General features: G+C 70.5%; 8 protein-coding genes and 2 pseudogenes. 8 read left to right on the top strand and 2 right to left on the bottom strand.

Features of this window, described 5'->3' with window-relative positions; translation table 11 throughout:
* A partial coding sequence (locus STRIP9103_RS01815) for a serine hydrolase domain-containing protein (RefSeq protein ID WP_009295355.1) occupies positions 1 to 701 on the bottom strand: 701 nt, incomplete at its 3' end.
* Between the two features lie 317 nt (positions 702 to 1,018).
* On the opposite strand from STRIP9103_RS01815, the gene STRIP9103_RS01820 reads away from it, so the two are divergent.
* Together STRIP9103_RS01820 and STRIP9103_RS01825 are read left to right on the top strand one after the other, a co-directional pair.
* Positions 1,019 to 3,160 (top strand): serine/threonine-protein kinase, encoded by a 2,142-nt coding sequence (locus tag STRIP9103_RS01820; RefSeq protein ID WP_009295360.1) that lies wholly within the window; start codon positions 1,019 to 1,021, stop codon positions 3,158 to 3,160.
* A 184-nt stretch (positions 3,161 to 3,344) separates the two neighbouring features.
* The gene (locus STRIP9103_RS01825) at positions 3,345 to 4,730 is read left to right on the top strand and encodes a glycoside hydrolase family 16 protein (RefSeq protein ID WP_009295352.1); all 1,386 of its coding nucleotides are present in this window, start codon (positions 3,345 to 3,347) and stop codon (positions 4,728 to 4,730) included.
* Positions 4,731 to 4,845: 115 nt separating this feature from the next.
* Here the strand turns inward: STRIP9103_RS01825 and STRIP9103_RS01830 are convergent, their stop codons facing one another.
* The gene (locus STRIP9103_RS01830) at positions 4,846 to 5,736 is read right to left on the bottom strand and encodes a helix-turn-helix domain-containing protein (RefSeq protein WP_048819519.1); all 891 of its coding nucleotides are present in this window, start codon (positions 5,734 to 5,736) and stop codon (positions 4,846 to 4,848) included.
* Positions 5,737 to 5,880: 144 nt separating this feature from the next.
* Here STRIP9103_RS01830 and tkt point away from each other — a divergent pair, with 144 nt between their 5' ends.
* The 6 genes and pseudogenes from tkt (at position 5,881) to gnd (ending at position 14,130) form a co-directional block, all read left to right on the top strand.
* Positions 5,881 to 7,932: a transketolase gene (gene tkt / locus STRIP9103_RS01835; protein ID WP_048819520.1), complete on the top strand. Its 2,052-nt coding sequence runs from the start codon at positions 5,881 to 5,883 to the stop codon at positions 7,930 to 7,932.
* Positions 7,933 to 7,951: 19 nt separating this feature from the next.
* Positions 7,952 to 9,099: pseudogene (tal, locus tag STRIP9103_RS01840) on the top strand (transaldolase).
* Positions 9,096 to 10,643, top strand: a pseudogene (gene zwf, locus STRIP9103_RS01845) (glucose-6-phosphate dehydrogenase). Before tal ends, zwf begins: the two co-directional pseudogenes overlap by 4 nt.
* On the top strand, positions 10,640 to 11,578 hold the full coding sequence (gene opcA / locus STRIP9103_RS01850; RefSeq protein WP_009295356.1) for a glucose-6-phosphate dehydrogenase assembly protein OpcA: 939 nt from the start codon (positions 10,640 to 10,642) through the stop codon (positions 11,576 to 11,578). Before zwf ends, opcA begins: the two are co-directional and overlap by 4 nt.
* On the top strand, positions 11,571 to 13,241 hold the full coding sequence (gene pgi, locus STRIP9103_RS01855; protein ID WP_009295362.1) for a glucose-6-phosphate isomerase: 1,671 nt from the start codon (positions 11,571 to 11,573) through the stop codon (positions 13,239 to 13,241). Before opcA ends, pgi begins: the two co-directional genes overlap by 8 nt.
* Before the next feature lie 10 nt (positions 13,242 to 13,251).
* Positions 13,252 to 14,130: a phosphogluconate dehydrogenase (NAD(+)-dependent, decarboxylating) gene (gene gnd, locus STRIP9103_RS01860; protein ID WP_048819521.1), complete on the top strand. Its 879-nt coding sequence runs from the start codon at positions 13,252 to 13,254 to the stop codon at positions 14,128 to 14,130.
* Positions 14,131 to 14,224: the final 94 nt, after the last annotated feature.

Genomic DNA, 14,224 nt, shown 5'->3' on the forward strand with positions numbered 1-14,224 from the left:
ACGGTGTTGGCGACCTCCCCCGAGATGGCGGGGTTGGGCTTCCGGTCCCCTCGGGGTGGGGAGGAGGGCGGCGGGATGATCGGCGCGACCCGGTGGTCGTGCTCGGCGGCGAGCCCGATGTGGAAGTCGGCGCCGAGCGGGCCCGCGACCTCCTCGGCGAAGAAGGTGCCCAGGCTGCGGCCGGTGACCCGGCGTACGAGCTCCCCGATCAGATATCCCTGGGTGACCGCGTGGTACCCGGCGTCGGTGCCGGGCTCCCAGGCCGGCGCCTGCGCGGCGAGCCGGGCGGTGGCGGTCGGCCAGTCGTACAGGTCCTCCAGGGTCATCGGCGCGTCCCACACATGCAGCCCTGCCGTGTGCGACAGCACATGACTCACCCGTACGCCCTCCTTGCCCGCCACCGCGAACTCGGGCCAGTACTCGGCCACCGGTGCGGCCAGGTCGAGTTCGCCGCGGTCGGCCAGGATCAGCGCGCACAGCGCGGCCATCGTCTTGGTGGTGGACCAGACGTTGGTGATGGTGTCCCGCTCCCAGGGGGCCGTGCGCTCGGCGTCGACATACCCGCCCCACAGGTCGACCACCGGCTCACCGTCCACGTACACCGCCACCGAGGCGCCGACGTCCTTGCCGTCCAGCGAGGCCGCGAGCGCCCGGCCCACCGGGGCGAATCGTTCCGTGCACGTGCCGTGTATGTCCGCCATGAGGGGAAGCTAACGGGTCGCCTCCGGCGGGGCCACCGAATAAGAGCCGCGTGGTGCCGGGAGCCGGGGTGGCCGGGCCCGGCGCTCACCCCGCGATCGCCCGGCGGTCCTCGGAGGAATCTCAGCCCCGGCACCCCCTTCTCAGAGCTCCGCCCCATGGAGGCGGCGCACGATGCGACCGCACTGGTGATCACAGAGGAGAGGCGTGCCGTGGACGTCCCGCGGATATCGCCCCCAGGCGGGCCCTGTCGGGCGGCCTCCTCGCATCGCTTAGGCTGAACCCGCCGCAGCTGCCGTACGAATGAGCGTGGTGGGAAATGCCGCTGAGGGACGATGATCCCACCGTCATAGGCGGGTACGAGCTGCTGGACCGGCTCGGTTCCGGTGGCATGGGGGTCGTCTATCTGGGCCGGTCCGCGTCGGGGCGGCTGGTCGCGGTGAAGCTGGTGCACGCGCAGTACCGCGAGGACGAGGAATTCCGCTCCCGCTTCCGGCAGGAGGTCGCGGCGGCCCGCCGGGTCAGCGGGGCGTTCACCGCGCCCGTGGTCGACGCGGACCCGGAGGCCGACCGGCCCTGGATGGCCACGCTGTACGTGCCGGGTCCGACCCTCTCCGGGCTGGTCCGCAAGGAGGGCCCGCTGGACACCGCCCGCCTGCGGTCCCTCGCCCTCGGGCTCACCGAGGCGCTGCGGGACATCCACCAGGCGGGCGTGGTGCACCGGGACCTCAAACCGGCGAACGTCCTGATGGCCGAGGACGGCCCACGCGTCATCGACTTCGGCATCTCGCGCGCCGGCGACAACCAGACCCTGACGGCGACCGGCCGTGTCGTCGGCACCCCGCCCTTCATGTCGCCGGAACAGCTGAGCTCGCCCCGAGACGTCACCGCCGCCTCGGACGTGTTCTCGCTGGGCTCGCTGCTGGTGTTCGCGGCCTGCGGGAACAGCCCGTTCGAGGCGGAGAGCCCGTACATGGCGGGCTTTCAGGTGATGTACGAGAAGCCCGAGTTGGACGGGGTTCCGCAGCCGCTGAGGACCATCGTCGAGCGCTGTCTGCAGAAGGACCCGACGGCCCGTCCGGACCTCACCGAACTGCACCACCTGCTGTGGGAGCTGCCGGAGTCCGACGACGCCCCCTCCACCCCCGTGCCGGCGCCCACCCCCATCCCCGCTCCCGCGGCGCCCGACCGGACGACCAAGCGGCGCCGCGCCAAACGGCAGTTGCTCCTCGTCGGCCTCGGCGCCGCCCTGACCGTGACCGCGCTGTCCGGCGGCGTCCTCCTGATCGCCTCGGCGGAGCCGAAGACCCCGCAAGCCCAGGGCACCGGCACGCGTGCCCTGTCCCTCCCCGACGGCTGGCGCCCGTGGCAGACGGCCCTGCGGCGCGACTACGACATCCCCGCCGAGGAAGTCTCCAACGGCTATATGCAACCGGGATGCGTCCCGGCCGGGACCGACCTGTACTGCGGCGGCTCGGGCTTCGTCGTCGCCAAGCTGGACGCCGCCACCGGCAGGACGCGCTGGTGGCACGGGACCCAGCCGCAGACCTCGCACCCGGTCGGCGTCCGGGGCGGTCTGGTCTACGCGTACGAGGAGCCCGACAGCACCAGTCGACGCCTCGCCGCCCTGGACTCCGACACCGGGAAGCGACGGTGGACGAGGGCCGTCAGCCCGAACGAGTCGGCCCACCTCTTCGACGGCGGAGTACTGACCGCGGCCCCCGGCAACAGACAGTTCGTCGCGTACTCGGCGTCGGGCGAGCGGTTGTGGCGCTGGTCCGTGCCGGGCGGGCTGAGCTGCTCACCGTCCGCGCTGGGCGGCGTCCCGTACGGCCTGTGCCGGGACGGCGACGAGTTGCTCGACGACAGCCGGTTCACTCTCGTACGGCTCGACCCCGCGGACGGCACAGCGCACGAACTCGCCACGCTGCCCCCGAGAACCCTCGCCCTGGGGACCCTCGACGAGCAGCCGCTCCTCCTCGCGCCGGCGACCAACGAGACCGTGTACCAGGACGGCTACGAGCGGCCGTACAACGCGCTGCTGCGGGTGGACCCGGACACGGGGAGGATCACGCGTATCCCGCTGAAGCGGGAGGTGCGCGGCAGCGCCACGCTCGTCGACGGCGTCGTCTACTTCGTGCGGACCAACGGGACGGTCACCGCCGTGTCGGCGGCCGGCGGCAAGGAGCTGTGGCAGACGTCGACCGACATCGAGAGCCTGTCCGCGCCGGCGGTGTCGACGAAGCGCGACGAGGTGTACTTCGCCAACCGCTTCGGCCGGCTGCTGGCCCTGGACAGCGCGACCGGCGGCGAGTTGTGGCGTACGGAGGCGATCGACGACCCCGGTGACATCGCCGCCCAGGCCCCGCCGACCGTGCTGCTCGTCGAGGAGGCGATCGTGGCGATGGCCGGTGACACGGCGTTCTCCGTACGCCCGGACGAGCCGACGGCATCCCGTTGACGCGCGTCTTCACACCATGAACTCACCCCTCCCGCACGGACTTTCTCTGCTTTAACTCTTGACGGTCACAGCGCCGGAGCGCACATTGTCCGCACGCTGTTTCTTTGAGAGCGCTCTCAGGAACGGGACTCCACAGGGCTCTCTCCACCCGCGCACTTCACTCCGTACACCCGAAGAGGCCGCTATGAGTGAACCCTCCGGCATACCCAACAGACGTCGCCCGCTCCGGCGCGTACTCCTCGCCGTCGTCAGCGCGTTGACGCTGGCCACGGCCGGGGCGACGGCCGCGCAGGGGGCCGCGCCCACGCCGCCCACCGGCTGGACGCAGGTCTTCGTCGACGACTTCAACGGCACGGCCGGCACCGGCGTCAACACCTCCAACTGGCAGTACGCGACCGGCACTTCGTACCCGGGCGGGCCCGCGAACTGGGGCACCGGCGAGGTCGAGACGATGACGAACAGCACGAACAACGTCTCGCTCGACGGCAACGGCAATCTGCGCATCACCCCGCTGCGCGACTCGGCGGGCAACTGGACCTCGGGCCGTATCGAGACCAACCGCACCGACTTCCAGCCCCCGGCGGGCGGCAAGCTGCGGGTCGAGTCCCGGCTCCAGATGCCGAACGTCACCGGCACGGCCGCCGAGGGCTACTGGCCGGCGTTCTGGATGCTGGGCGCCCCCTACCGGGGCAACTACCAGAACTGGCCGAGCGTCGGCGAGCTGGACATCATGGAGAACGTGCAGGGCCGCAACCAGGTGTGGGCCACCATGCACTGCGGCACCAACCCCGGCGGCCCGTGCAACGAGACGACCGGCATCGGCAACTCCACGGCCTGCCCCAACACCACATGCCAGTCGGGCTTCCACACGTACACCATGGAGTGGGACCGCTCGGTGACGCCGGAGACGATCCGGTTCTACGTCGACGGCAGCCAGTTCCACTCGGTCAACGCGAACCAGGTGGACGCCACGACCTGGACCAACGCCACCAACCACGGCTTCTTCATCATCCTGAACGTGGCGATGGGCGGTGCCTTCCCGGACGCGTTCGGCGGTGGCCTGGACGCCGACACACGGTCCGGTGTGCCCATGGTCGTCGACTACGTCCAGGTGCTGTCGGCCAGTGGGAGCGGTACCACTCCCCCGCCGACGGGCACCCGTGACGCGTACAGCGCCATCCAGGCCGAGTCGTACAACAGTCAGAGCGGGGTCAGCACCGAGACCACCACCGACACCGGCGGCGGCCAGAACATCGGGTCCCTCGCCAACGGCGACTGGGCGCTCTTCCAGAACGTCGCCTTCGGCTCGACGGCGGCGACCCAGTTCATCGCCCGTGTGGCCAGCGGCGCCGGCAGTGGCGTCAGCGGCCTGGTCGAAGTGCGCCTCGACAGTCGCTCCAACGCCCCGATCGGCAGTTTCGCCATCGCCAACACCGGCGGCTGGCAGTCCTGGAGAACCGTCCCGGCGAACATCAGCGGGGTCACCGGGACCCACGACGTCTATCTGACCTTCACCAGCGGGCAGTCACAGGACTTCGTGAACGTGAACTGGTTCAACTTCGGTCGCTGACCCGATCGTCGGGACGGCGGAAGAGGGGCTCCGCGCATCCACGCGGGGCCCCTTCGCCATGCCCCTGAAGGCACGCCCGCTCAAGGCACGCCGCCCCTCCGCCGTATCCGGAGGGTCACCGCGTCTCCGCCCGGAACACCACCGGTGTCGTCCCGGTGTGCAGGTGGAAGAACTTGGAGAAGTTGGCCGAGTCGGGGAAGCCCACCGCCGCCCCCACGCGGCCGATGGGCAGATCCGTGTGGGCCAGCAGGCGTTTCGCCTCCAGGATCACCCGCTTGTCGATGAAGCCCTTCGGGGTCTCACCGGTCGCGGCGCGGACGGCACGTACGAGGGTGCGGCGGGAGTAGCCGAGGGTGTCGGCGTAGGCGCTGACGCTGTGGTTGGTGGCGAAGTCCCGTTCGACCGCGTCACGGAAGCGGGTGAAGGTGGTGTCGGCCTGGCGGCGCGACGCCTCGGCCGAGTCGGCCGCGAGATGGGCGAGGCGCAGCAGGAACGCCGTCAGGGAGTGACGCAGTACCGCGGTGTAGAGGCTGAACGGCAGGGTGGTCGTGTCGGCGTACTCGCGGCGCAGTTGGGCCAAGGAGTCGCGCAGGCCCGTCAGTCGGGCCTCGCCGGGGTGCAGCAGCGGGGGCAGGTCGTAGCGGTAGAGGCCGGTCGCCTCGACGGTCGCGCGGGGCAGGAAGCCGGGTTGCATGGCGAGGACGGTCCCGCGGTACTCGGTCGTGCGGGAGAAGCGGTGCACCTGCCCGGGGCGGATCCACAGCAGGTCACCCGCGTCGGCCTCGTACTCGGTGAAGTCGATCATGTGGGTCACGGGGCCGTCGTCGAACAGCATCACCACGTGGAAGTCGATGCGGTGCGTCCGTTCGAGGGGGACGTCGGGGTGCCAGGTGTGGTCCGGGCCCATGGGGCCCACCTGCATGCCCACGCCGGAGTGGACGGGGTCGGCGGGGAAGGGGAAGGTTCTGATCCCCGTGCCGTCGTCCCGGGCGGGTTGGTCTGCCATGTCCCCTCGCTGCCGCTCGCTGTCGTGGCCGTGTCCCACTTTCACCGAAGGCTGGCACAGGCCGACCTTCCCCAGCAAAAGTCAGACTTTTACGTTTGAAGACAGCAGAGCGATTTCCTAGTGCTCATCGAGGAGTTCTTGAAGATGAACTGGACAGAACTCGACCGTCGTGCCGTCGACACCGCCCGCATTCTCGCGGCCGATGCCGTGCAGCGGGTCGGGAACGGCCACCCGGGGACCGCGATGAGCCTCGCCCCGGCGGCGTACACGCTCTTTCAGAAGGTGATGCGGCACGATCCCGCCGATCCGGAGTGGATCGGCCGCGACCGTTTCGTCCTGTCCCCCGGCCACACCTCGCTGACCCTCTACACCCAGCTCTTCCTCGCCGGGTACGAGGTCGGGCTCGACGACCTCAAGGCCTTCCGGACGCACGGCTCGAAGACTCCGGGCCACCCCGAGTACGGGCACACGGCGGGGGTCGAGACCACCACCGGGCCGCTGGGCCAGGGTGTCGCCAACGCCGTGGGCATGGCGATGGCCGCCCGCTACGAGCGCGGGCTGTTCGATCCGGACGCCCCCGAGGGCGAGTCCCCGTTCGACCACACCATCTGGGCGATCGTGTCCGACGGCGACCTGGAGGAGGGCATCTCCGCCGAGGCGTCCTCCCTGGCCGGCCACCAGAGGCTCGGCAACCTGGTCCTGTTGTGGGACGACAACCACATCTCCATCGAGGGCGACACCGCCACCGCGTTCTCCGAGGACGTACTGAAGCGGTACGAGGCCTACGGCTGGCATGTGCAGCGGATCGACCCGGCGTTCAACGGCAACGTCGACGTGCACGCCCTGTACGACGCGCTGAAGGCGGCGCAGGAGGAGACCGCGCGCCCCTCGATCATCGCGATGCGCACGATCATCGCCTGGCCCGCGCCGAACGCCCAGAACACCGAGGCCGCGCACGGTTCCGCGCTCGGCGAGGACGAGGTCGCGGCCACCAAGCGGGTCCTCGGCTTCGACCCGGCCAAGTCCTTCGACGTCGCCGACGACGTCCTCGCCCACACCCGCCGGGCCCTCGACCGGGGCGCCGAGGCGCACGCCGCCTGGGACAAGCGGATCGCCGAGTGGCGTGCCGCCGACCCGGAACGGGCGCGGCTCTTCGACCGGGTGGTCGCGGGCCGGCTGCCCGACGGCTGGGAGCGGACACTGCCGGTGTTCGAGGAGGGCACGTCCGTCGCGACCCGTGCCGCGTCCGGCAAGGTGCTCCAGGCGCTCGGCGCCGTCATCCCCGAGCTGTGGGGCGGCTCCGCCGACCTCGCCGGCTCCAACAACACCACGATCGACAAGACGTCGTCCTTCCTGCCGGCGGACAACCCGCTGCCGGAGGCGAACCCCTACGGCCGGACCATCCACTTCGGCATCCGTGAGCACTCCATGGCCGCGGAGATGAACGGCATCGCGCTGCACGGCAACACCCGTGTCTACGGCGGCACGTTCCTCGTGTTCTCCGACTACATGCGCAACGCCGTCCGCCTGTCCGCCCTGATGCAGCTCCCGGTGACGTACGTGTGGACGCACGACTCCATCGGCCTCGGCGAGGACGGCCCGACCCACCAGCCGGTCGAACACCTGGCCTCCCTGCGGGCGATCCCGGGGCTGAACATCGTCCGCCCCGCCGACGCCAACGAGACGGCGATCGCGTGGGCCGAGATCCTGAAGCGGCACGCGACGGACCCGGCCCCGCACGGGCTGGCGCTCACCCGGCAGGGCGTACCGACGTACGCGCCCAACCCCGAGGCGGCGAAGGGTGGTTATGTCTTCCGGGAGTCCTCGACCGAGGCCCCGGAGGTGATCCTGATCGCGACCGGCAGCGAGGTGCGGCTGGCCGTGGCCGCGCGGGAGCGGCTGGAGGCCGAGGGGGTCGGCACGCGGGTGGTGTCGATGCCGTCGGTGGAGTGGTTCGAGGAGCAGCCGCGCGCCTACCGGGAGAGTGTGCTGCCGCCGTCCGTGAGGGCCCGCGTGGCTGTCGAGGCGGGCATCGGTCTGACCTGGTACCGGTACGTCGGGGACAGCGGCCGGATCGTCTCGCTGGAGCACTTCGGCGCCTCCGCGGACGCCGGGACCCTCTTCGCCGAGTACGGCTTCACGCCCGAGAACGTCGTCACCGCCGCGAGGGAATCGTTGGCCGCCGTCCGCGGTTGACGCGAGCGCCTGAAGGAAGATGATCACTGTGACCACTGAAGCGACAACGACCACGGAGCCTCTGCGGCTCCTCTCCGCCGAGGGCGTCTCCGTCTGGCTCGACGACCTCTCCCCGAGCGCATCGCCTCCGGGAACCTCGCCGAACTCGTCGCGACCCGGCACGTCGTCGGCGTGACCACCAACCCGTCCATCTTCCGGGCCGCGATCGGCTCGGGAGCGGGGTACGAGGAGCAGCTGGCCGATCTGGCCGTGCGCGGGGTGACGGTCGACGAGGCCGTACGGATGATGACGACCGCCGACGTACGCGCCGCCGCCGATGTGCTGCGGCCCGTGCACGAGGCGACGGCCGGGCGGGACGGGCGGGTCTCCATCGAGGTCGACCCGCGCCTCGCCCACGACACCCGGGCGACGGTCGCCGAGGCCAGGCAACTGGCCTGGCTGGTCGACCGCCCCAACGTGATGATCAAGATCCCGGCGACCGAGGCCGGCCTCCCGGCGATCACCGAGGTCATCGGCCTCGGAATCAGCGTCAACGTCACGCTGATCTTCTCGCTGGAGCGCTATCGCGAGGTGATGGACGCCTACCTCGCCGGTCTGGAGAAGGCGCACGAGCGCGGTCTGGACCTCTCCTCGATCCACTCGGTCGCCTCCTTCTTCGTCTCCCGCGTCGACACCGAGATCGACAGGCGGCTGACGCGGCTGGGCACTCAGGAGGCGCTCGCGCTCAAGGGCCGTGCCGCGCTCGCCAACGCGCGGCTCGCGTACCGGGCGTACGAGGAGGTCTTCGCGAACGGCCGTTGGAGCGCGCTGGAGAACGCCGGCGCCAACCGGCAGCGTCCGCTGTGGGCGTCGACCGGCGTCAAGGACCCCGCGTACAAGGACACCCTGTACGTGGACGAGCTGGTCGCGCCGGGCACGGTGAACACCATGCCGGAGGCGACCCTGGACGCCACCGCCGACCACGGGCGGATCACCGGCGACACCGTCACCGGCGGCTACGCGCGGGCCCGCGCCGACCTCGACGCGGTCGAGAAGCTCGGGATCCCGTACGACGAGGTGGTGCGGCTGCTGGAGGACGAGGGCGTCGCCAAGTTCGAGACGGCGTGGCAGGAGCTGCTGGACGCGGTGACGAAGTCCTTGAACAGCAAGGGAGTTGACGGGGAATGAGCAGGACCGCACCTACGGCCGCCGACTGGGGCAACCCGCTGCGGGACTCCCGCGACCGCCGGCTCCCCCGGATCGCGGGCCCGTCCGGTCTGGTCATCTTCGGGGTGACCGGTGATCTGTCCCGCAAGAAGCTGATGCCGGCCGTGTACGACCTGGCCAACCGAGGGCTGCTGCCGCCGGGCTTCTCGCTGCTGGGTTTCGCCCGCCGTGACTGGGCGGACGAGGACTTCGCGCAGATCGTGCACGACGCGGTCCGTGAGCACGCGCGCACCGAGTTCCGTGAGGAGGTCTGGCAGCAGCTCGCCGAGGGGATGCGGTTCATCCCGGGCGACTTCGACGACGACGAGGCGTTCAAGCAACTCCACCAGGCCGTCGAGGAGTTGAACGCCTCCCGGGGCACCGGCGGCAACTTCGCCTTCTATCTCTCGGTGCCGCCGAAGTTCTTCCCCAAGGTCGTCCGGCAGCTCAAGAAGCACGGTCTCGCGGACCCGCCCGAGGGTTCCTGGCGGCGCGCGGTGATCGAGAAGCCGTTCGGTCACGACCTGAAGTCCGCCGAGGAGCTCAACCAGGTCGTCCACGAGGTGTTCGACCCGGAGCAGGTGTTCCGCATCGACCACTACCTCGGCAAGGAGACCGTCCAGAACATCCTGGCGCTGCGCTTCGCCAACCAGATGTACGAGCCCATCTGGAACCGCAGCTACGTCGACCATGTACAGATCACGATGGCCGAGGACATCGGCATCGGCGGACGCGCCGGATACTACGACGGCATCGGCTCGGCCCGTGACGTCATCCAGAACCATCTGCTGCAGCTGATGGCGCTGACCGCCATGGAGGAACCGGCCGCCTTCGACGCCGGGTCGCTGCTCACCGAGAAGCTGAAGGTGCTCAGGGCCGTACGGCTGCCGGAGGACCTGGGCGCGCACACCGTGCGCGGTCAGTACGCGGCGGCGTGGCAGGGCGGCGAGCAGGTGCGCGGCTATCTGGAGGAGGACGGCATCGACCCGTCCTCGACGACCGACACCTAAGCGGCCGTCAAACTGGGCGTGGACAACCGCCGCTGGGCGGGCGTCCCCTTCTATCTGCGTACCGGCAAGCGGCTCGGCCGCCGGGTCACGGAGATCGCGGTCGTCTTCCAGCGGGCCCCGCACTCCCCGTTCGACTCCACCGCCACCGAGGAGCTGGGCCAGAACGCGATCGTCATCCGGGTGCAGCCGGACGAGGGAATGACCGTGCGCTTCGGTTCGAAGGTGCCGGGTACCTCGATGGAGATCCGGGACGTCACGATGGACTTCGCGTACGGCGAGTCGTTCACCGAGTCCAGCCCGGAGGCGTACGAACGGCTGATCCTGGACGTGCTGCTCGGCGACGCCAACCTCTTCCCCCGCCATCAGGAGGTGGAGGAGTCCTGGAGGATCCTGGACCCGATCGAGGAGTACTGGGCCAAGCAGGGGCGGCCCGCGCAGTACGCCTCGGGCAGTTGGGGTCCCGAGGAAGCCGACGAGATGCTCGCACGAGACGGACGGAGCTGGCGCAGGCCATGAAGATCGACCTGACCGACACCACGGCAAGCAAGATCAACAAGGCCCTGGTGCAGGGCCGCCGGGCCATCGGCACGCCCGCCGTGGGCATGGTCCTCACGATGGTGATCGTGACGGACGAGGAGAACGCGTACGACTCGATCAAGGCGGCCGAGGAGGCCTCGCACGAGCACCCCTCGCGCACCCTGGTCGTCATCAAGCGGCACGCCCGGACCCCGAAGGACCGCACGAAGTCGCATCTGGACGCCGAGGTGCGGGTCGGCGCCGACGCGGGCACCGGTGAGACGGTCGTGCTGCGGACGTACGGCGAGGTGTCCGACCACGCCGACTCCGTGGTGCTGCCGCTGCTGCTGCCGGACGCGCCGGTCGTGGTGTGGTGGCCGGTGGACGCGCCGGAGGTACCCGCCAAGGACCCGCTGGGGACGCTCGCCCAGCGCCGGATCACCGACATGTACGCGGTGGAGACTCCGCTGGCCGCCCTGGAGCAGCGGGGGAAGTCCTACACCCCCGGTGACACCGACCTGGCCTGGACGCGGCTCACGCCATGGCGGTCGATGCTCGCCGCCGCCCTCGACCAGGCCAAGGCGGAGATCATCTCGGCGGCCGTGGAGAGCGAGGCCGAGAACCCGAGCGCCGAACTGCTGGCCCGCTGGCTGGAGGCCCGCCTCGGCGTCACCGTCGAGCGGGTCACCACCGCCGGGCCGGTGGTGACGGGCGTACGCCTCGGCACCGACAGGGGCGAGATCGTCATCGACCGCCCCGAGGGCCCCCTCGCCACGCTCACCCTGCCGGGCCAGCCCTCCCGCACCCTCGCCCTGAAGGTGCGCCCCACCTCCGAGCTGATCGCCGAGGAGCTGCGGCGCCTCGACGCCGACGAGATGTACGCCGTCGCCCTGCGCGGCGGCGAGGACACCGAGGGGACCGCCGGCCATGAGTGACACGCCCCGGCTCACCCGGCGCCCCGAGTGGACCGCGCTGGAGGACCATCGCGCCGGTCCGCTCCTTCACCCGGACCTGCGCGAGCTGTTCGCGACGGACCCCGGACGCGCCGAGCGGTACGTCGTCCACGTCGGCGACCTGCGCATCGACTACTCCAAGCACCTCATCACCGACGAGACCCTCGCCCTGCTCCAGGAACTCGCCGCCGCCACCGATGTGTTCGGGCTGCTGGACGCCATGTTCCGGGGCGAGCGCGTCAATGTGACGGAGAACCGGGCGGTTCTGCACACGGCGCTGCGCGCTCCGCGCGACGCGGTGATCGAGGTGGACGGCGAGAACGTGGTGGCGGCCGTGCACGCCGTCCTCGACAGGATGGCCGCGTTCGCCGACCGCGTCCGCTCCGGCGCCTGGACCGGCCACACCGGCCGCCGGATCCGCAACATCGTCAACATCGGCATCGGCGGCTCCGGCCTCGGCCCGGCCATGGCGTACGAGGCGCTGCGCGCGTACACGGACCGCTCGCTGACGGTGCGGTTCGTGTCGAACGTGGACGGGGCCGACCTGCACGAGGCGGTACGGGACCTGGACCCGGCGGAGACCCTGTTCATCGTCGCCTCGAAGACCTTCACCACGATCGAGACGATCACGAACGCCACCTCCGCCCGCTCCTGGCTGCTGTCCGGGCTGGGCGGCGAGGAGAAGGCGGTGGCCCGGCACTTCGTCGCGCTGTCGACGAACGCCGGGACGGTCGCCGAGTTCGGGATCGACCCGGACAACATGTTCGAGTTCTGGGACTGGGTCGGCGGGCGGTACTCGTACGACTCGGCGATCGGGCTGTCGCTGATGATCGCGATCGGCCCCGACCGTTTCCGGGAGATGCTGGACGGCTTCCGGACCGTCGACGAACACTTCAGGACGGCTCCGCCCGAGGCCAACGCGCCTTTGCTGCTGGGTCTGCTGGGCGTCTGGTACGGCGATTTCCTCGGCGCCCAGTCGCACGCGGTGCTGCCGTACTCGCACTATCTCTCCAGGTTCACGGCGTATCTGCAGCAGTTGGACATGGAGTCCAACGGCAAGTCCGTGGACCGGGACGGGGTCGCGGTGGAGTGGCAGACGGGGCCGGTGGTGTGGGGCACCCCGGGAACCAACGGGCAGCACGCGTACTACCAGTTGCTCCACCAGGGCACCAAGCTGATCCCGGCCGACCTCATCGGCTTCGCCCGCCCGGTCGCCGAGCTGGGGCCCGAACTCGCCGCCCAGCACGACCTGTTGATGGCCAACCTCTTCGCACAGGGCCAGGCGCTGGCCTTCGGCCGGACGGCGCGGGAGGTACGGGCCGAGGGGGTGCCGGAGGAGCAGGTGCCGCACCGCACCTTCCGGGGCAACCGGCCGACGACGACCATTCTGGCGCCGGAGCTGACGCCGTCGGTGCTGGGCCAGTTGATCGCGCTGTACGAGCACAAGGTGTTCGTCCAGGGCGCGATCTGGAACATCGACTCCTTCGACCAGTGGGGCGTCGAGCTGGGCAAGGTCCTCGCCAAGCAGGTGGAACCGGCTCTGACGGAGGGCGCGGAGGTACCGGGGCTCGATGCCTCGACGGCGGCGCTGGTGACCGCGTATCGCACGCTTCGAAACGCTCGTGACGCTCAGGAAGTTGATTGATATGACTGCGATGCAACTCGGTCTCATCGGCCTCGGCAAGATGGGCGGCAACATGCGCGAGCGGATCCGCCGCGCGGGCCACACCGTCATCGGCTACGACCGCAACCCCGAGGTCTCCGACGTGGGCAGCCTGGCCGAACTGGTCCAGGGCCTCGAAGCCCCGCGCACGGTGTGGGTGATGGTCCCCGCCGGTGGCCCGACCCAGTCCGTCGTCGACGAGCTGGCGGACCTGCTGTCGCCCGGCGACACGGTCGTCGACGGCGGCAACTCCCGCTGGACGGACGACGAGAAGCACGCCGAGCAGCTGGGCGCGAAGGGCATCGGCTTCGTCGACGCCGGCGTCTCCGGCGGTGTATGGGGCCTCCAGAACGGCTACGCCCTCATGGTCGGCGGCGACAAGGAGCACGTCGATCGGCTTCAGCCGATCTTCGACGCCCTCAAGCCCGAGGGGCCGTACGGGTACGTCCACGCCGGGAAGGTCGGCGCCGGACACTTCTCCAAGATGGTCCACAACGGCATCGAGTACGCCATGATGCAGGCCTACGCCGAGGGGTGGGAGCTGCTGGAGACCGTGGACTCCGTGACGGACGTCCGCGAGGTGTTCCGCTCCTGGCAGGACGGGACCGTCATCCGGTCCTGGCTGCTCGACCTCGCCGTCAACGCGCTCGACGAGGACGAGCATCTGGAGAAGCTGCGGGGATACGCCGAGGACTCGGGTGAGGGGCGGTGGACCGTGGAGGCCGCCATCGACCATGCGGTGCCGTTGCCGGCGATCACCGCGTCGCTGTTCGCGCGGTTCGCGTCGCGACAGCCGGACTCGCCTCAGATGAAGCTGATCGCCGCGCTGCGGAACCAGTTCGGGGGGCATGCGGTGGAGTCTGCCGAGTAGTTTCTCGCCCCCGCCGCCCCTACCCGTCCCTTCCCCAGGGGCTACGCCCCTTCGACTCCCGCCTATGGGGTCGGGAGACGGGGGTTGAGTCGCG

The sequence above is a fragment of the Streptomyces ipomoeae 91-03 genome (assembly GCF_000317595.1).
In the GTDB taxonomy this organism is placed as follows: domain Bacteria; phylum Actinomycetota; class Actinomycetes; order Streptomycetales; family Streptomycetaceae; genus Streptomyces; species Streptomyces ipomoeae.

Bases quoted from the DNA above. Each gene is read 5' to 3' on its own strand.
- gnd (WP_048819521.1), top strand. From the start codon at position 13,252: ATGCAACTCGGTCTCATCGGCCTCGGCAAGATGGGCGGCAACATGCGC.
- tkt (WP_048819520.1), top strand. From the start codon at position 5,881: ATGAACTGGACAGAACTCGACCGTCGTGCCGTCGACACCGCCCGCATT.
- opcA (WP_009295356.1), top strand. From the start codon at position 10,640: ATGAAGATCGACCTGACCGACACCACGGCAAGCAAGATCAACAAGGCC.
- pgi (WP_009295362.1), top strand. From the start codon at position 11,571: ATGAGTGACACGCCCCGGCTCACCCGGCGCCCCGAGTGGACCGCGCTG.
- STRIP9103_RS01820 (WP_009295360.1), top strand. From the start codon at position 1,019: ATGCCGCTGAGGGACGATGATCCCACCGTCATAGGCGGGTACGAGCTG.
- STRIP9103_RS01825 (WP_009295352.1), top strand. From the start codon at position 3,345: ATGAGTGAACCCTCCGGCATACCCAACAGACGTCGCCCGCTCCGGCGC.
- STRIP9103_RS01830 (WP_048819519.1), bottom strand. From the start codon at position 5,736: ATGGCAGACCAACCCGCCCGGGACGACGGCACGGGGATCAGAACCTTC.